Below are 16,416 nucleotides of genomic sequence, written 5' to 3'. Positions count from 1 at the left end.
GACTAGCAGATCGGCTCGCTGCAGTAGGTGGCGCGCTGTCACAGCCGCGGGCGGAATGCCGGCACCATCCTGGCGAGCAGCCAGCCGACCGCGCCAGCCACCGCGCCGACCCCCGCACCTGTCAGCAGGCTGCTGAACACCGCGAACAACCGCATCACGACGGCCTCGACGCCGGGTGAGAACGTTCCTTCGAGGTTGCCGCCCAGCCGCGGTGGGGCGGCGTCGTGGGCCTGTGTCCACAGCACCTGGTGCGTGGCGGCGAGCAGGATCCCGTGGCAGACACCGATCATGAGCAGTGTCAGGAACGGGCGAGGCACCCGCTTCGGGAGCACGACGGCGAGCCAGACCACGGCCGGCGCGAACACCAGCACGGAGTTGACCGTCGGGCCGACCAGGTCGAGGTCGTGTGCGACCGCCCGCGGTACCGCCAGCGCGGCCAACGCCCAGATCCAGACCAGCGACAGGCCAAGGGGGCGACGGCCGCGCACGCTGTTCGACACCAGGTCAGCTCTCCCTACACCACATTTCCGGCTGGACGTCGTGACACTAGGACGGCCGCGGCGCCGAGGTCGTCCACCCACAGGTGATGGACGCGTACTCGTCTCGGGGTAGCGGTGCGCGCCGCGCCTACACCGGTAGTCGCAGCGCGCACGGCACCGTCGTCAACTCCAGCGGCAGGCGCGCCACCACTGCACGTAGCACGTCGAAGCAGATGGGCTCCCTGCTCGCGGGGCTGCTGATCGTTGCGTCCCAAGATCCCGTGACCGGGCGCTCCCAGCAGCGGCCGACCGGCGCCGGCGATTCTCGTTGCTGATTGCGGCCGATCAGTTCTTCCCTTCGCGGACATCCTTCCCCTGTTCGGCGAACGCCTTGAAATCCTGCATGTGCTGCTGCGACTGCTTGCGGAAAGCGCTGGGCATCAGAAGCCCCACCAGTCGCATCAGCAGGCCGCTGAACCGGTATTCGCTGTCGCTCTCCCAGAGCGTCGTCTCCGGATTGGCTTCGGTCAGCCGATCGCGCACGACGCTCCACATGCCCGCGCCGACGATCTCGCGGTCGAAGTGAACGACGCTCCCTTTGGGGATCCCGTGCAGGTCTGCCGGATCCCGGCGTGTGATCGTTTCGGTGCACTCGATCTTCCGCTGCCCCGACTGCATCACGACCCGCGATTTGGTACCGAGCTGCCCGTGTATCCCACTCAGCGGCTCGTGCAGCACCATGCCCCGCAGCCACTTCGGTAGGTGTGCCGGGTCGGCGAGCAGCTGGGCCACCCTCTCGCGCGGCAGGGCGATCTCGATCGAGTTGGTGTGCTTCATGGCGCGCATTCCTTCCAGGTGTGGGACAACATGCTGTTGTGCTGCTCGTCCTGCTCCTCGACGGAGAGGTCTGGCATCCGTCTCGCGACTGACAACTCTCATCGGCGGTGCAGCCCTCAGGAATGCTGGTCAGCCCACCGCAGTGGGGAGGTCAGGCCGGGTCGGGTGCGTAGAACTTCGTGGTGGCCTCGACCGCGGCCGCGACGTGCTCCGGTTCGCCACCGGCAGCCAGGTGAGCCTTGCCCCAGGCCGCGGCGCTGCGCCGGATGAACTCGCGTCCTTCGGGCGACGTCTGGACCCCCTCGTGGTCGGCGGTCTCGCCATCGGCCAACAGCCGGGCCAGGGCGAGGAGGGCCAGGTCCCAGCCAACGCCGCCGGCACCGGGGCCGTAGGTCGGGAAGAGGGGCTCCTCGACGACCGCCGCGTGGATCAGCTCGAATTCGGTGTCGCCGGCCGGGCCCGAGGCCAAGCGCACTTCCACCTCGCTCGTGCCGGGCCAAGCGTCGGCGTCCGGCCCGTAGAGCCAGGACACCTTCAGCAGACGCGGCGGCTCGCACCGGAGGATCTCGCCGTGCTCACCACCGTCCAACTCGAACCTCCCGCCAAGCCGCAGGTCCCCGGTGACCGGTTTCAACCAGCGATGCAGCCGCTCGGGGCTGGTAAGGGCGTCCCAGACGTCGTCGATCCGCGCTTCGTATCGACGACGCACCTCGATGGTGTACGCGTCGCCGGCGGGCACGCTGCCCTTGCCCATTGCCCGGTGCGCGGCGGCCAGTTCGTCCAATACGTCTTTCATGTCATGTTCCCTTCGCTGATGGATCGGTCTTGTCCGCGCCGGTGCCGGACTCCGGTCGGGTGGGCTCCCCACCACCCGGAGTCCGAGCTGCGCGCCTGCCCCGGGCCAGCTCGGTTCCCAGAGCGTCGAGGCGCTGTTCCCACAACCCGCGAAACCGGTCCAACCACGCGTCAACCTCGCTCAGCGGCGCGGGCTCGACGGCGTAGAACCGGCGAGCGCCCTCAGCCCGCACCGACGCGAACCCGCTGTCACGCAGCACGCGCAGATGCTGTGAGACAGCCGGCTGGGAGAGCTCGAACTCGGCCCGGATCACATCCGTGATCGCGCCAGAGGTCTGCTCACCGTCGGCGAGCAGCTCCAGAATGCGCCGGCGCACCGGGTCGCCGAGGATGTCGAACGCGTGCACGAACAAGAATCGTACCAGTCCCCGCTTATATAAGTCAGCACTGGCATCCTGAGCCGATGATGGGCGTGTCGCGGCGGCAGCGTCGTTCACGCACCTTCACGACCTGGCCGTCGCCTGCGGCCCAGTCATCGCCGGTCGAGTGGGCCAACGCCATCGTCGTCGAGCTGATGTCGATCGTGGCCAGCCTCGAGATCCGGCGCCGCAAGCGCACAGGACAGTCAGCGGGATTCGTCGACGGGGCCTTCTGCCGCGCGGTGCTGATATCGCTGGTCGCGCAGGTCGCCAAAGCCACCCGTCCGCGTGAGGATGGACATGGCCGCGCTGCCCGCCCCGGCTTCCTCGCGGTCGTCAAGATCGTCCTCACCCGCCAGACCGGTCTGGACCGGACCAGTCAACCCGACTCGAGGAGCGTCGTTGACCGACCAAGGGTTCCACCGGTGTACGGGCTCACGCCGTTGCCTGCCGCGTGCCGCATCGTGGTCACGACCTTGCCGTTTCCACACCTGCCGACCCGTATACTGCGGAGCCACCGTCCACACCTCACCACTAGCAAGGTGTTCCACCACCCCGACGGGGTTCCCGGTCCCAGGAAGCGCTCGACCTGCTCGACTCCTGGACAACCGCCGCCAAGCCGCCGGGCGCCTTGGTCGAACCGCCACCGCGCCGCTGACGACGGGCACCGTCATTCCGGGGTCAGGCGGAAGACCGGCCAGCCGATCTCGGTTCGCCAGGCGGCCGGATCCGCGGTGTCGCGGGGTGCGACGAGGTAGGTCTCGTGGACCGGGCCGTCCACGGCGAGCGCGTGCTCGACGACCCAGCTGCCCAGCCGGCCGTAGGTGACGTCGATGTCGTCGTGGGATCCGGAGTGGACGGTAACCGCCAGCTCGACGGGCGGGAGGTCGACGGGCTTGACCCGGCCGAGGGCAGGTGGGTCGGTGACCGGCCGGTGGACCAGCACGGTGCCCCGGCCGCCGGTGAACAACTCGTTCGCGTACAGCCCACCGGGCGGGCCGAGCGACGGCTGGCCGCTGACCGCGGCGTCGAGTTCGGCCATGGCGCCGGCGTACCAGGACAGGACGTCGTCGTGGTCGACGACGTCCTCGATCGCGGCGACCGTCCGTGCCGGCACCGAACGCAGCTCTGTTCGGGGCCACGTGGTGTCGGGACTCAGCAGCGTCCGGAGTGACGCGACGGCCGCCTGGGTGCGGTCCAGCTCGGCCTCCAGCCGCCGCAGGTGTTCGGCCACCAGGCCGGCGCGCACCTCGGTGTCCTCGGTGGCCAGGATCCTGGCCACCGAGGACAGGGGCACGTCCAGCCGACGTAGCTGGTGGATGACCTGCGCGGTCGGGATCTGGTCGCCGCTGTAGTAGCGGTAGCCACTGGCGGGGTCGACCGACGCCGGCTCGAGGAGCCCGGAGGAGTGGTAACGGCGCAGGGTCCGCACGCTCAGGTGCGTCACAGCCGCGAACTCGCCGATCGTCAGACCACGGAACACGTCTGCACTCTAGATCGTTTGACCCTCTCCCCGGGGGAGGCCTCAGTGTGGTGCCATGACCATCAGTGAACGGCTCGACGGCCGCCGTGCCCTGGTCACCGGGGCCAGCAAGGGCACCGGCGCCGCCATCGCCGCCCGGTTGCGCGAGGCGGGAGCGACGGTGCTGACCGTCGCCCGCACGAAGCCTGCCGACCTTCCCGAGCCACACTTGTTCGTCTCCGCCGACCTGTCGACCGTCGACGGCACCACGGCGGTCGCCGACCATGTCCGGGACCAGGTGGGCGCGGTGGACATCCTGGTGCACACCCTGGGTGGCTCGCACTCCCCCGCCGGTGGTTTCGCGGTCCTGACCGACGAGCACTGGGACGCCGAACTCCGGCTCAACCTCCTCGCCGCCGTCCGGCTCGACCGGGCCCTCATCCCCGGTATGCGCGCGTCCGGTGGCGGCGCGGTCGTGCACGTGTCCTCCATCCAACGGCGCCTGCCCCTGCACGACGCCACACTCGGCTACGCGGCCGCCAAGGCCGCGCTCACCGCCTACGGCAAAGGCTTGGCCAACGAACTCGGCTCGCACGGCATCCGCGTCAACACCGTGTCCCCCGGCTTCATCAGAACCGCGGGTGCCGAGGGCCTGCTCGACCGCATCGCGACTGCCGGCGGGATGTCCCGCGAGCAGGCGCTGCGGCAGGTCATGGACTCCCTCGGCGGTATCCCGCTCGGCCGACCCGCCGAACCCGAAGAAGTCGCCGAACTGGTCGCCTTCCTCGTCTCGGACCGGGCCGCCGCCATCACCGGGGCCGAGCACACCATCGACGGCGGCACCGTGCCGACCGTCGGCTGAACCACGACGACAGGACCAGCGACATGAGCACCCCGAACACGACCGGACTGCCAGCGGTGATCACCACCTACCTGGCCGCCCACCACGCCCGCGACCTCGACCCGGCCCTCGCCTGCTACACCGAGGACGCCGTCACCGTGGACGACGGCCACACCTACCGCGGCAAGCAGGAGATCCGCGACTGGCTGACCGGCGCCGCCGCCGAGTACACGTACACGACCGAACTGGTCGCGGCGGAACGCATCGACGCCGACCACTACGTGGCCGTGCACCACCTCGAGGGCGACTTCCCCGGCAGCACCGTCGACCTGCGCTTCCGGTTCACCCTGCGCGACGACCGGATCGCGGAGCTGGTCATCGAGCCATGACGACCGCGCCGCGGTGTGAGCTGGTCCCTCACCTGCGGGGTACCCGGGGCCGCGGCTGATGCTCATGTCCCACGACCGGCCACCGACCCTCGGCGACCCACCCAGGTCAACGTCATCCCGTGGTCCACGTCGGATCGACACCTGCGGCACGGATCGTCCGGCCGCCCGGAGGTTCGCACATCACCTCTCCGGTTCTGGAACCGGTCACCGCACACACTCCCCGCCCGGCCGTCTGGCCCAAGCCATCCCCAGCACCACGAGGTCAGCAACGGAGGTGACGGCTCATGGTTCCCGGACCGCCGCGTGGGCCGGGCCCATGACGACGGCGGCCGGTTCCACCACGCGGTCGAGGCGGATCGGGAGGGTTCGCTGCCGAGTGCCGGTGGCGTGCCAGACGGCGTTGGCTATCGCGGCCGCGGTGCCGGCCGTGCCGATCTCGCCGAGCCCGTTGAACCCCGACGGGTCCTGGGGCTCGTAGTCCGGGACGAAGTCGGCCTCGACGTCGGGCACGTCGGCGTGCGCGGCGATGTGATAGCCGGCGAAGTCGCCGTTGGCTTGTCTGCCGGTCAAGGGGTCTCGCAGGCTTTCCTCATGCAGGGCCATGGAAAGCCCCATGATCATCCCGCCGACCACCTGGCTGCGTGCCAGCAGTGGGTTGATCACCCGGCCCACGGCGAACATGCCGAGCAGACGTCGCACCCGCACTTCGCCGGTCGCCGGGTCGACGGCGACCTCCGCGAAGACGGCGCTGTAGGTCTGCCGTTCCCGGTCCGGCTGGAAGTCGATCATCGTGGTGGTGTCCACCGTCGCGGTCACCGGCCGGGCCGGGTCGCCCGGACTCTCCCGCAGTTTCCTGGCGGCTTCGGTGATGGCGAAGGACCACGAAGTCGTACCGCGGGAGCCGCCGGCGCCCCACGCCATGCCGAGGTCGCTGTCGCCGATCCGGAGCAGGATCCGCTCCGTGCCGACTCCGAGCGAGTCGGCGGCCACCGCGGTCAGCGCGGTCCGTGCGCCCGTGCCGATGTCGCTCGCACCGACCGAGACCGTGAACGTCCCGTCGGTCTGCGCGGTGATCGCGGCCGTCGACGGGAACACCCCGGCGCTGAACGAGGTCACGGCCATACCGGTGCCGATCAGCAGCCTGCCTTCGCGACGGGAGCGTGGGCGCCGGTCGCGTGCCGCCCAGCCGAACCGGCGCGCGCCCTCCCGCAGACAGGACACCAGGCGGCGGGTGCTGAAAGGCCGGCCCGACACGGGTGCGGCCACGGGCTGGTTCCGCAGCCGCAGCTCCAGTGGGTCCATGTCCAGCCGCTCGGCCACCTCGTCCATCGCCGACTCCAGCGCGAACGAGCCGGGTGTCGCGCCCGGCCCGCGCATCGAGGCGGGCGGCAGGATGTCGAGCGGTACGGCGGTGAGCTGTGTGCGGATCGCGGGCACCGCGTACAGGATCTTGGCCTGCTCGGTGCACCCCTCGATGTACTCGGCGAGCGGCGAGAGGGCGTAGGCCGCCCGGTGGTGGATCGCGCGCAGGCGGCCGTCCGCGGCCGCGCCGATGGTCAGCGACTGGTCGGTCGGGGGCCGTGACGAGGTCGTCTCGAAGACCTGTGCCCTGGTCATGGCGATCCGCACGGGACGGCCGAACCGCCTGGCGGCCATCGACGCGAGGATCACGTGCGGGCCGCAGGGGCCCTTGCCGCCGAAACCACCGCCGACGTGCTCGGCGCGGACGTGGACCCGCTCGCGGTCGATGGACCACAACGCGGCAAGGACCTCGGACACACTGAACGCACCCTGGTTGGCGTCCACGGCGTACAGGTGGTCCTCGTCCCACCACACGGTCGCAGCGTGTGGTTCCAGGGCGCAGTGGCTTTCCTCGGGCGTGCGGTACCGCTCCTCGACCACGACCACCGACGCCGCCAGTTCCGCGGTCAGGTCACCGGTGTCCGCCTCCGGGCCGAAGGCGGTCGAGGCCGGGCGCGCGGCCGGGCGCTCCGGGCTGATATCCAGGTCGTGCGCCTCGATGTCGTAGGTCACCCGCAGCGCTCCCGCCGCCGCCCTTGCCTGCTCGGGTGTTTCCGCCACCACCAGCGCGACCGGCCGGCCCGCGTACGGGATCACGTCGTCCTGCAGCAGTTGCAGGCTGCCGTCCGGGCCGAAGTAGTTGCCCGCCTCGGGGTTGAGCCGGGGCGCGTTGCGGTGGTCGAGGACGCCCAGTACACCCGGCATCCCGAGTGCGGCCGAGGCGTCGATGTCACGGATCCGGCCCCGGGAGACGGTGGCGGTCACCATCCAGCCGTGGGTCAGGTCCGGTACCGGCACATCGGCGGCGTAGTGGGCGGCGCCGGTCACCTTGAGCCTGCCCTCGATGCGGGGGCGCGGGGCACCGACGGCGCCGGGTGCTGGTTCTGTGCTCATCGGCCCTTCTCCGTTTCCGCGAGTTCACCGAGCAGGGCCTCGATGAGGTTCTGCGCCAACGTCACCTTGTATCCGTTGTCGCGCAACGGCTTCGCCGCGCTCAACGCCTCCTCGGCGGCGGTCCGGAACCGGTCGGCGGTTGGTGGCGCATCACGGAGCAGGGCCTCGGCGGAGCCGGCTCGCCAGGGGTGCGATGCCACGCCGCCAAGAGCGATGCGCACGTCGCGCACCATGCCGTCGTGGACGTCGAGCACGGCGGCGACGGAGACGGTCGCGAAGGCGTACGACGCGCGCTCGCGGACCTTGCGGTAGCGCGACCGCGCCCCGGCCGCGGTGCCCGGCAGGGCGACGGCGGTGATCAGCGCGCCGGGCGGCAGCGCGGACTCCTGGTCCGGACGGTCACCGACCGGTGGGTAGAACCGGGACAACGGGATCTCGCCCGCGCCGTCGAGTGTCTCGTAGCGCACTACCGCGTCGAACGCGGCGAGCGCCACCGCCATGTCCGAGGGGTGGGTGGCCACGCAGTGGTCGGTGTGGCCGAGTACCGCGTGGTTGTGGTGCACTCCCGCGATCGCGGCGCACCCACTGCCGGGGATCCGTTTGTTGCACGGCCGGGAGAGGTCGGCGAAGTAGCCACAACGGGTCCGCTGGAGCAGGTTGCCGCCCACGGTGGCCATGTTCCGCAACTGGCCGGACGCGCCCGCCAGTAGGGCCTGGGTGAGTGCCGGGAACCGGCGGCGCACCTCGGGGTGCGCGGCCGCGTCGCTGTTCGTCGTGGTCGCACCGATGACCAGCCCGCCCTCCGGCGCCTCCCGGACACCGTCGAGCGGCAGCCGCCGCACGTCCACCAGCCGGGACGGCTCCTCGACCCCGCACTTCATCAGGTCGACGAGGTTCGTGCCCCCGCCGAGGTAGCGGGCGCCGGGGTGGTCGGCGACCGCGGTGAGCGCCTCGCGGACACCGGCCGCGCGCTCGTAGGCGAACTCCCTCATGCCGTCCCTCCTTGGCGAACCGCGGTCTCGAGTACCGCGCGCACGATCGACGGGTGCGCCCCGCAGCGGCACAGGTTCCCGCTCATCCGCTCACGCACCTCGGCCTCGTCCAGTTCCGGCGACCGGTCCGGGGAGTCGTCGGTGGTGGCGGCGCTGGGCCAGCCCGCGGCGTGTTCGGCGAGCATCCCGACCGCGGAGCAGATCTGTCCGGGGGTGCAGAAGCCGCACTGGAAACCGTCCAGGCGCACGAACGCCTCCTGGATCGGCCGCAGCTCACCGTCGGCTGCCAGCCCTTCGACGGTCGTGACCTCGGCGGCGTCGACGGAGACCGCGAGGGTCAGGCAGGAGACCACCCGCCTGCCGTCGCGCAGCACCGTGCAGGCCCCGCACTGCCCGTGGTCGCACCCCTTCTTCGGCCCGGTGAGGCCAAGGTCCTCCCGTAGCAGGTCGAGGAGCGTCCGGCGGTTGTCCACCGACAGCCGGTGCGTCACCTCGTTGACTCGCAACGATATCTCGCCGCGCGTGTGATCGGTCATCGCGATCCTTCCCATGTGGACACCAATGCGTGCGGTCTCGCCGGTACGCGGAACCTCCGGCAGAAGTGGACGAAGGCGGTCGGCACGTTGCCCACACGGTGCGGCCGGTCACGACGACGGCGTCCATGAGCCGCTCCTGCCTGCCCTGGTCGAACGCCGCCCAGGGCAGGCCGCTCACGGTCACGTCCACGTGCCCGTCGCCCCGCTGCGCGAGCACCTCGCCTCAGCCGGACGCCACCGTCCGGTCGCACATCATCCGGTCGCACACCGTCGAGGAACCCCGGCGATCCGTGCCAGCTCGTCGTGGCGCCCGAACAGCTCGACACCGCTCACCCATACCTCACGCGTCCGGCGTTGCCCGTCGTTCAGAAGCCCTCTGCGCGCACGCTATAGCGAGACGTTCGCAGCGGGGCCGGTCGACCGGTAAGAGGGCAGGATCAGGCAAGAGATCGCGAGTTCTGGTCAACTGTCGCGAGAGCCGGCGTCCGCGTGGAGGCGGACCGCGTCCCGGCGCGGCGGGTCACCGAACAGGCCGCGGTAGTCGCGGCTGAACTGGGCGGGACTCTCGTAGCCGACGTGACGGCTGATCCCCGCGATGTCACCGGGATTCGCGGCGAGCAGCAACCTGGCGCGGTGCAGGCGGATCTGCTTCCGGTACTGGATGGGGCTCATCGAGGTGACGGCCTGGAAGTTGCGGTGGAACGCGGACACGCTCATGCCCGTCCGCCGTGCCAGCTCCTCGACGCGGAAGGGCAGCGCGTGGTTCTCGCGAATCCACTGGACCGCACGGGCGATATGGCTGAGACCGCTGTCGGGCAGGCCGAACTGGCGCAGCATGGGGCCTTGCTCGCCGGTGAGCAGCCGCCAGATGATCTCCCGTTCGATCAGGGGCGCGAGCACGGGGATGTCGCGGGGCTGGTCGAGCAGGCGCAGCAGCCGGACGACGGCGTCGAGCAGTTCCGCGGAGGCGGCGCTGACGGCCAGCCCGGCTGACGCACCGGAGCCGAGTTCCGGCAGTTCTCCGGGGTCCGCCCGCAACAGCACCTCGGCGACGGCCTCCGGCCGCAAGGTCAGGCCGAAGCCGAGCGCGGGCTCTTCCGGGCTGGCCCGGACGAACTGCGCGGTCACCGGCAGGTCGACGGATACGACGACGTACTCCCCGGCGCGGTACTCGTACAGCCGGTCGCCCAGTGCGAACCGCTTGGCGCCCTGCGCGACGAGGGCCAGCACTTTGCCGTAGGTGGCCGGCGTCGGCGGGTCGGGCCGATCGGCGCGGAAGATGCGGACGTCGTCGAGGGGCGTGCTCAGATCAGGCCGGGCATGCCGGGCCAGCAGGGCACGCAACTCGTCGAGCGGCATGCCCGTCATTGAAGCACCACACGGCCCGAAACCCACGAACCGGTGCACCAGCGCACGACCACGGCGTCCTGCGGTGCGAGCGCGACCAGCATCCCCTCCCGCACCCGCAGCTCGTCCCGCGCGGTGAGCGCCTGGCCGACCTGGGCACAGATCCCGCGCAGCTGCCCGTCGACGCGGTCGCCGAGGTAGCCGCGGAGCGCGAGGAGCACGGCCAGCTCGGCGACCAGCAACGCGAGCAAGGAGAGGCCGAGCACACCGGCCAGCAGCCTGCCGCGGATGCCGCGCGGCATCAGGCCCCCGGATGGTGTACCCGAACCCGCGCACGGTGTGGATCAGCACAGGTGCGCCCGCGTCGACCTTGCGCCGTCCCCACCGACGTCGTACTGCCACACGTGGTCGAGGATCTACGCCTGTGACACGACCCGGTCCGGGGTTGGGTGACGCCGTACTTGGCCGTGTTGCGCTCACCGAGGCGGTTGAGGTTGGGCCCGTGCAGGATCGCCAGTCGCATCAGTGCTGTCTCCTCGGTAGGTCGGAAGGACCGACCGTGGCACAGGACCTTTGTTCCGCGTCCCCTGCGTGGTCTCCTCCCATGCGTGCGCCAGGATCCCGACGCTCCTGCTGAGCACGAACAGGCCGCGGGCGAGCGGCGGCGGGAAGCCCAGCTCGGCGTAGATCACGGCGGTGGCCTTGTCGATGTTCATCGGCACGGGCCTGCTGCGCGCGGTTCGCAGGTGTTCCTCCAGCGCACGGGCCGCGCGACGGTGCCGCCCCGCGACGACACCGTCGGCTACCGCCTGGTCGACGAGTGCGAGCAGCGGATCGCGTCGCGGGTCCACGGGGTGGAACCGGTGGCCGAACCCGGGACGTAGCGGTGGCGGTCGGCGACCTCGTCGTCGACTTCCTGACCACGCGCTGAGCCATCCCCCGTCCACGGAATTCCCGCCACTCGAGGACTACCACCGGGCGGACTCATACCCATCTGGCCTCGGGCGGCACCGAGGGACACGGGTCGAACGGCATCTACACGCTCGTGCTCACCACGACCGGACGCCGGACCGGCGTTCCCGCGCCGCACATGCCTGGTCTACGGCACCGCGGGCGAGGACTTGGTCGTCGTCGCCTCCGAAGGTGGCGTCGACGAGGACGCGCCGCGGCTCAAGAACCTCCAGGCGAACCCGATCGTCGGGGTCCAGGTCGGCGGCCGTCGGTTCACCGCTCGCGCCAGGATCGCGTCCCCGGCCGACCGCGAGCTGCCGATCATCCTGTTCACTCCGCAGGACTGAACCTGACGACTGCCGCGAACGCCGGTTCGCCGCAGAGGAGTCACATCCGGTTGTCACGCGTTCGGGGGCGTCCGCGGGATGATGTGCTGGGGCCCGATAACGGATAGAAGCTGTAGTCTTTCGTGGCTTTCGCTGCCGGGGACGGCGGTGTAGACGAGCAGGATGTGTGACTGGTCGGGGTCGAGGAGTGTCTGGCAGGTCAGTTCCAGGGCGCCGACCTCGGGGTGTACGTAGCGCTTGGTGGCGTTGTAGTGGATGCCGATCTCGTGTTCGTTCCAGACGGCGCGGAACTCCTCGCTGTCGGCGAGCAGGAGTTCCATGAGGTGAGCGGCCCGTGAGCCGGGCCCGCGGAGGGTGACCATCGCGCGTAGCCCGGCGGCGAAGACGCGGGAGTGCAGCACGTGGTCGTCGGGGTGGTACCGGGCCCGGGTGGCGGGGTCGGTGAACCATCGGTACCCGATGCTGCGGGCTGGGCCGGTGTACCGGGTGGTGTCGCCGGTGAGCGCGACGCCGAGCGGGGTCTGCCGGAGCGTCTCGCCGAGTTCGGTGACGATTTCGGCTGGGGTGTCGGTGAGCCGGTCGAAGATGCGGAGCATGCCGGGGCTGACGTGTTCGCTGGCCGGGCCCCTGGCGGGCGGGTTGTGCCCGGCGAGGCGGAACAGGTGGTCGCGTTCGTCCAGCGACAGGTGCAGACCCTGCGCGATCGAGGCGATCATCTGCTCGGACGGGTGCGGTCCACGCTCGCGCTCGAGCCGGCTGTAGTAGTCGGCGGAGATGTGGCAGAGCGTGGCGACTTCTTCGCGGCGCAGACCGGCGGTTCTGCGCCGTAGCCCGCGCGGGAGGCCGACGTCTTCGGGTTGGAGCGACTCCCGGCGGCGGCGCAGGAACTCGGCGAGCCCGGCTCGGTCGATCACGGCTGCTTCCTTCCTGCTGTCAGTGCTGTCGAGTCTGCCCTTGGTGCCCGATGGCTGCCTCGGACTGTTGATCCCCCTTTCGACTGACCGCCGACTGGGTCCGATCGGCCTGGGATCGAGAAGCCGTGGATATCCCTCCGGATGAGGCGCAACCTGAGGTCACCTCCACTGTCCAGCGAAACCAGGAGCAGCACATGGCACGCACGCGACCGGATGTCACCGTCCCCGACCTGTCCGGGAAACTCGCCGTCGTCACCGGCGCCAGCGACGGTGTCGGGCTGGGTCTGGCGGCCCGCCTGACCGCCGCCGGTGCCGAGGTCGTCATGCCCGTCCGCAACCGCCGCAAGGGGGAGGCGGCGATCGCGACGATCAAACAGCGGCACCCGGCAGCGGCACTGTCCCTGCGGGACCTCGACCTGTCGTCACTGGACTCGGTCGCCGCGCTGGGCGCCACGCTGCGCGCCGAGAACCGCCCGATCCACATCCTCGTCAACAACGCGGGCGTGATGACCCCACCGGACCGGCAGACCACCGTCGACGGGTTCGAACTGCAGTTCGGCAGCAACCACCTGGGGCACTTCGCTCTCGTCGCCCACCTGCTGCCCCTGCTGCGGGCCGGACGGGCGCGGGTGACCTCGCAGATCAGCGTCGCCGCGAACGAGAACGCCGTCAACTGGGACGACCTGAACTGGGAGCGGTCCTACCACGGCCGCCGCGCGTACAGCCAGTCCAAGATCGCGTTCGGCCTGTTCGGGCTCGAACTCGACCGGCGCAGCAAGGCAGGCGGCTGGGGCATCACCAGCAACCTCTCCCACCCCGGCATCGCCCCCACCAACCTCCTGGCCGCCCGCCCCGAGGTCGGCCGGACACGGGACACCGCCGCCGTGCGCCTCATCCGCGTCCTCTCCCGCCGCGGCATCCTCGCAGGCACCGTCGAGACCGCGCTGCTCCCGGCCCTGCTGGCGGCCACCTCGCCCGACGCCCGCGGCGGCCGCCTGTACGGTCCCAGTGGTCTCCGGCACCTGTCCGGTCCGCCCGCCGAACAGGCCGTCTACTCCCGGCTCCGCAGCGAGGACGACGCCACCCGGCTCTGGCAGATCTCCGAGAACCTCACCCACACCACCTTCCCAGCCGACGAGCACGCCCGCATCGACCCGGGACCGACAGCTCCCGGCAGTCACAGATGAGCACCGGCGGCAACATGGGTGGCCTTGCCCACGCGGACGCGGCAAGCTGTGACTCTCCTCGCCCACCTCGTCGCTCGCTCCGACCCACGGCGGCCCACAGCACCTTGAGCACATGCCGGACTGAACCGCCCCGGTTCGGTAGAGACTCGTTACCGGGGGGGGCATGCGACCAGACTGGTCAGGTCGCCGAGCGGGGCACTGTCGTCACCGTCGCGCTCGTCGTCCTGGTCGGCCGTGGCATCGTCCCGGTACGCGTGCGCGCGAACCGCCGGTCCGCCCCTCAGGTCACACGCAGCATCCTCCACTGTGGACCACGGCTCCCGGCCCGCCGCCCGCGCCATCAACACCGGTACCGCCGTCGAGGCGTCCTGATCACGTCTTCGACCGATGCCGGCCGTGGTCGCCACTCGGGCGACCGGCGGCGTCACGACGACGACTCCGCCGAGATCACACGCGGTTCGTGGATGGGCACGATGAACCGGCCCGTGGGTTACGAGTTCGTCGACACCGGGATCAACTGCGGGATCGACTGCGACACCAGCGCCGACCAGCGCGCCCGACTCGACACCGACATCGTGGCGTGCCGGCCCGCGGCGGTGACGATCCTGGTCGGCGCCAACGACGTCCGCGACAGCACGCCACTGGACCGGTCCCGCCCCGCGCACTGCACCGCGCGGCACCCGGCCCGGCGGTGCTGACCGGCGCCGACCCGGTCATCGTCGTCGCCGACATCGACGGGAAGCAGCACTGGTACGAGTAGCGGCACTCGACGGGCGCAGGTCGACGCCCGTGGTGGCGGCCAGGGCTGCCAGTTCGCCGGGAGTCCGCAGGGTGCGCTCGACCAGACCGGCGCCGAGCCCGCCCGCCGCGCGGTGGCCGCCCGCGACCGCGTCGTCGACGGCCATGACGGTGACCAGGCACTCGCCCAGGCGTGCCTGCGGGGACTCGTGGGGCGCGGAGATCAGGATCAGCCTGCCGCCGTGGTACTCCCTGCCCAGCGCGGTCAGGGCCCAGCCCGCCGCGCGGGGCACGTGTGCGTGGCTGCCCGGGGACGTGACGCTCAGCGTGGGAGCGTCGTGCGGGACGAACAGTGCGAGCACCGGCGGCCCGCCGTGCGGGACGTTCGGGTGCCAGAGGCCCATCCCGACGCGGTGTTCCGCCCGCACGTCAGGACCTCGGGCGCGGGCGGGTCAGCGCGAGCACCCGGAAGCGGGACCCCGCGGCCGTCTGGCGGGCGCGGACGACACCGTGGAGCACGAGGTTGCGCAGCAGCAGGCCGGCCGCGGCCGGGTCGTGGCCGGTGGCCGCGGCCAGGCCGGGCAGGCTCGCGTCGGGGCCCAGGTCCGCGAGCGCGGTCAGCGCGGCTCGCTCGGCGGCGGGCAACGCGGCGACATGGGCGGCCAGCCGCGCGAGGAGCCCCGGGTCCAGCAGGGCGGCGGGGTCGATGCGCAGCAGGTCCGACAGGGCAGGCAGGTCGTACACGGCGAGCCAGGACGCGGCCGTCGCCAGTGCGGGTGGGAGACCGTCGACGGCGGCGCAGATGTCGGCGACCACGGGCGCGTGCGCGGCGGTGAGGCGGTAGCCGGGGCGGGCGCGGTCGAGGTGGGTCAGGAACAGCCGCACGGCGGGGGCCGCCGCGACCGCCCTGGCGTCGTGTGTGCCGTCGGGCACGGCGAGCGGGGCCACCAGGAACGCGCGCTCGCCCGGCAGGGCGGCGGTCTCGGTCGTGGTGACCAGGACCCGCAGCCCGGGGCACTCCCCCAGCAAGCTCAGTACGGCCTCGGTGCGGGGAAGACCGTCGTCCAGGACGAGCAGGGTGTCGCGGTCGCCGATGGCCTCGGTGAGTGCGGTCAGGTCGTGTCCCGCGTCGAACAGGGCCCGGGCCGCGGTGTTCAGGAGGTCCGCGAGCCACCGGTCCTGGGCCGGGCTGTCCGCCGCGATGGCACCGGGCCGGGTGAGCCACAGCACCGGCATCCGCGAGCCGGTGTGCAGTGCGCGCGCGACCTCGACGGCCAGGCGGGTCTTGCCGACCCCGGGCAGGCCGCGCAGCACGACGAGCCTGCTGGTGCCGCGCACGAGCTCGCCGGTCACGGCCGCCGTCTCCTGCTCGCGGCCGATCATGGTGTTCAGGACCGCGGGCGGGGCGGCCAGGACGGCATCCAGCGTCGGCCGCGAACCGCGGCCCGTGTTGGCGGCCCGTTCCAGGCTTGCTCTGGCGAACCTGCCGAGCCGCAGGGCCTCGGCGATCAGCCGCACGGTGTCGGTCCGGGGGCGGGCCTTGCCCTGTTCGAGGTCGCGGATCGCCCGTTCGCTGATCGTGGACAGGTCGGCCAGCATCCGCTGAGTCAGGCCGGTGTCGGTGCGGAGTCTGCGTAACAGCGATCCGAACTGCTCCGCGACGCCGTCCGCGAGGGCGTGCTCGATCATCATCGACTCCCTTTGTTCTTTTCGCACCTGTTCCGCGAACGCGGTCCGTGGCGTCCTGAAATGAAGTCTCGCACCATT

20 protein-coding genes are annotated in these 16,416 nt (G+C 71.4%); 5 read left to right on the top strand and 15 right to left on the bottom strand.

Annotation, left to right across the window (positions count from 1 at the left end; all coding sequences use genetic code 11):
- Positions 1-38: 38 nt before the first annotated feature.
- The 6 genes from ACFPCV_RS20865 to ACFPCV_RS20840 all read right to left on the bottom strand — a co-directional run bounded on the left by ACFPCV_RS20865 (position 39) and on the right by ACFPCV_RS20840 (position 4,013).
- Positions 39-500 (bottom strand): hypothetical protein, encoded by a 462-nt coding sequence (locus ACFPCV_RS20865; RefSeq protein ID WP_378057940.1) that lies wholly within the window; start codon positions 498-500, stop codon positions 39-41.
- A 324-nt stretch (positions 501-824) separates the two neighbouring features.
- On the bottom strand, positions 825-1,316 hold the full coding sequence (locus ACFPCV_RS20860; protein ID WP_378057939.1) for an SRPBCC family protein: 492 nt from the start codon (positions 1,314-1,316) through the stop codon (positions 825-827).
- Between the two features lie 151 nt (positions 1,317-1,467).
- Positions 1,468-2,112 (bottom strand): SRPBCC domain-containing protein, encoded by a 645-nt coding sequence (locus tag ACFPCV_RS20855; protein WP_378057938.1) that lies wholly within the window; start codon positions 2,110-2,112, stop codon positions 1,468-1,470.
- A gap of 1 nt (position 2,113) precedes the next feature.
- Positions 2,114-2,518 carry an ArsR/SmtB family transcription factor gene (locus ACFPCV_RS20850; RefSeq protein ID WP_378057937.1) on the bottom strand — a complete coding sequence of 135 codons (405 nt, stop codon included), beginning with the start codon at positions 2,516-2,518 and terminating at the stop codon, positions 2,114-2,116.
- Positions 2,519-2,736: 218 nt separating this feature from the next.
- The gene (locus tag ACFPCV_RS20845) at positions 2,737-2,913 is read right to left on the bottom strand and encodes a hypothetical protein (protein ID WP_378057936.1); all 177 of its coding nucleotides are present in this window, start codon (positions 2,911-2,913) and stop codon (positions 2,737-2,739) included.
- 287 nt (positions 2,914-3,200) lie between these two features.
- Positions 3,201-4,013 (bottom strand): MerR family transcriptional regulator, encoded by an 813-nt coding sequence (locus ACFPCV_RS20840; protein WP_378057935.1) that lies wholly within the window; start codon positions 4,011-4,013, stop codon positions 3,201-3,203.
- Between the two features lie 55 nt (positions 4,014-4,068).
- On the opposite strand from ACFPCV_RS20840, the gene ACFPCV_RS20835 reads away from it, so the two are divergent.
- The gene (locus ACFPCV_RS20835) at positions 4,069-4,854 is read left to right on the top strand and encodes an SDR family oxidoreductase (protein ID WP_378057934.1); all 786 of its coding nucleotides are present in this window, start codon (positions 4,069-4,071) and stop codon (positions 4,852-4,854) included.
- A 23-nt stretch (positions 4,855-4,877) separates the two neighbouring features.
- Positions 4,878-5,222, top strand: coding sequence for a nuclear transport factor 2 family protein (locus tag ACFPCV_RS20830; RefSeq protein ID WP_378057933.1), 345 nt, complete (start codon positions 4,878-4,880; stop codon positions 5,220-5,222).
- A gap of 282 nt (positions 5,223-5,504) precedes the next feature.
- On the opposite strand, the gene ACFPCV_RS20825 is transcribed toward ACFPCV_RS20830, so the two are convergent.
- From ACFPCV_RS20825 to ACFPCV_RS20800, 6 genes are all read right to left on the bottom strand, one after another.
- Complete coding sequence (locus ACFPCV_RS20825) at positions 5,505-7,637, bottom strand: xanthine dehydrogenase family protein molybdopterin-binding subunit (RefSeq protein WP_378057932.1); 2,133 nt, start codon at positions 7,635-7,637, stop codon at positions 5,505-5,507.
- Positions 7,634-8,629: an FAD binding domain-containing protein gene (locus tag ACFPCV_RS20820; protein WP_378057930.1), complete on the bottom strand. Its 996-nt coding sequence runs from the start codon at positions 8,627-8,629 to the stop codon at positions 7,634-7,636. The genes ACFPCV_RS20825 and ACFPCV_RS20820 overlap by 4 nt, the downstream gene beginning before the upstream one ends.
- Positions 8,626-9,165 carry a (2Fe-2S)-binding protein gene (locus ACFPCV_RS20815; protein WP_378057929.1) on the bottom strand — a complete coding sequence of 180 codons (540 nt, stop codon included), beginning with the start codon at positions 9,163-9,165 and terminating at the stop codon, positions 8,626-8,628. Before ACFPCV_RS20815 ends, ACFPCV_RS20820 begins: the two co-directional genes overlap by 4 nt.
- A gap of 462 nt (positions 9,166-9,627) precedes the next feature.
- Entirely contained in the window at positions 9,628-10,533 is a 906-nt protein-coding gene (locus tag ACFPCV_RS20810) for an AraC family transcriptional regulator (RefSeq protein ID WP_378057928.1), read from the bottom strand.
- A complete protein-coding gene (locus ACFPCV_RS20805) occupies positions 10,530-10,814 on the bottom strand; it encodes a hypothetical protein (RefSeq protein WP_378057927.1) in 285 nt (94 codons plus the stop codon). Before ACFPCV_RS20805 ends, ACFPCV_RS20810 begins: the two co-directional genes overlap by 4 nt.
- Positions 10,815-10,988: 174 nt before the next feature.
- Positions 10,989-11,363 (bottom strand): citrate/2-methylcitrate synthase, encoded by a 375-nt coding sequence (locus ACFPCV_RS20800; protein ID WP_378057926.1) that lies wholly within the window; start codon positions 11,361-11,363, stop codon positions 10,989-10,991.
- Positions 11,364-11,633: 270 nt separating this feature from the next.
- On the opposite strand from ACFPCV_RS20800, the gene ACFPCV_RS20795 reads away from it, so the two are divergent.
- Complete coding sequence (locus ACFPCV_RS20795) at positions 11,634-11,810, top strand: nitroreductase/quinone reductase family protein (RefSeq protein WP_378057925.1); 177 nt, start codon at positions 11,634-11,636, stop codon at positions 11,808-11,810.
- A 53-nt stretch (positions 11,811-11,863) separates the two neighbouring features.
- Here ACFPCV_RS20795 and ACFPCV_RS20790 read toward each other — a convergent pair whose 3' ends face one another.
- Positions 11,864-12,724 (bottom strand): helix-turn-helix transcriptional regulator, encoded by an 861-nt coding sequence (locus ACFPCV_RS20790; protein ID WP_378057924.1) that lies wholly within the window; start codon positions 12,722-12,724, stop codon positions 11,864-11,866.
- A 194-nt stretch (positions 12,725-12,918) separates the two neighbouring features.
- Between ACFPCV_RS20790 and ACFPCV_RS20785 the strand changes: the two genes are divergently transcribed.
- Both ACFPCV_RS20785 and ACFPCV_RS20780 read left to right on the top strand, forming a co-directional pair.
- Complete coding sequence (locus ACFPCV_RS20785) at positions 12,919-13,911, top strand: SDR family oxidoreductase (protein ID WP_378057923.1); 993 nt, start codon at positions 12,919-12,921, stop codon at positions 13,909-13,911.
- A 473-nt stretch (positions 13,912-14,384) separates the two neighbouring features.
- Positions 14,385-14,609 (top strand): SGNH/GDSL hydrolase family protein, encoded by a 225-nt coding sequence (locus ACFPCV_RS20780; protein ID WP_378057922.1) that lies wholly within the window; start codon positions 14,385-14,387, stop codon positions 14,607-14,609.
- A gap of 15 nt (positions 14,610-14,624) precedes the next feature.
- Here the strand turns inward: ACFPCV_RS20780 and ACFPCV_RS20775 are convergent, their stop codons facing one another.
- Positions 14,625-15,077, bottom strand: coding sequence for a hypothetical protein (locus ACFPCV_RS20775; protein WP_378057921.1), 453 nt, complete (start codon positions 15,075-15,077; stop codon positions 14,625-14,627).
- Between the two features lies 1 nt (position 15,078).
- Complete coding sequence (locus ACFPCV_RS20770; RefSeq protein WP_378057920.1) at positions 15,079-16,338, bottom strand: helix-turn-helix domain-containing protein; 1,260 nt, start codon at positions 16,336-16,338, stop codon at positions 15,079-15,081.
- Positions 16,339-16,416: the final 78 nt, after the last annotated feature.

Origin of the sequence: Actinophytocola glycyrrhizae (assembly GCF_042653545.1) — a bacterium.
GTDB lineage: Bacteria > Actinomycetota > Actinomycetes > Mycobacteriales > Pseudonocardiaceae > Actinophytocola > Actinophytocola glycyrrhizae.
The sequence above is the reverse complement of the archived record's forward strand: the minus strand, read 5'-3'. Positions and strand labels throughout refer to the sequence as shown.

Coding starts and splice junctions, on each gene's coding strand:
- ACFPCV_RS20860 (WP_378057939.1), bottom strand. CDS start 1,316: ATGAAGCACACCAACTCGATCGAGATCGCCCTGCCGCGCGAGAGGGTG.
- ACFPCV_RS20855 (WP_378057938.1), bottom strand. CDS start 2,112: ATGAAAGACGTATTGGACGAACTGGCCGCCGCGCACCGGGCAATGGGC.
- ACFPCV_RS20835 (WP_378057934.1), top strand. CDS start 4,069: ATGACCATCAGTGAACGGCTCGACGGCCGCCGTGCCCTGGTCACCGGG.
- ACFPCV_RS20830 (WP_378057933.1), top strand. CDS start 4,878: ATGAGCACCCCGAACACGACCGGACTGCCAGCGGTGATCACCACCTAC.
- ACFPCV_RS20825 (WP_378057932.1), bottom strand. CDS start 7,637: ATGAGCACAGAACCAGCACCCGGCGCCGTCGGTGCCCCGCGCCCCCGC.
- ACFPCV_RS20820 (WP_378057930.1), bottom strand. CDS start 8,629: ATGAGGGAGTTCGCCTACGAGCGCGCGGCCGGTGTCCGCGAGGCGCTC.
- ACFPCV_RS20815 (WP_378057929.1), bottom strand. CDS start 9,165: ATGACCGATCACACGCGCGGCGAGATATCGTTGCGAGTCAACGAGGTG.
- ACFPCV_RS20810 (WP_378057928.1), bottom strand. CDS start 10,533: ATGACGGGCATGCCGCTCGACGAGTTGCGTGCCCTGCTGGCCCGGCAT.
- ACFPCV_RS20805 (WP_378057927.1), bottom strand. CDS start 10,814: ATGCCGCGCGGCATCCGCGGCAGGCTGCTGGCCGGTGTGCTCGGCCTC.
- ACFPCV_RS20785 (WP_378057923.1), top strand. CDS start 12,919: ATGGCACGCACGCGACCGGATGTCACCGTCCCCGACCTGTCCGGGAAA.
- ACFPCV_RS20780 (WP_378057922.1), top strand. CDS start 14,385: ATGAACCGGCCCGTGGGTTACGAGTTCGTCGACACCGGGATCAACTGC.
- ACFPCV_RS20770 (WP_378057920.1), bottom strand. CDS start 16,338: ATGATCGAGCACGCCCTCGCGGACGGCGTCGCGGAGCAGTTCGGATCG.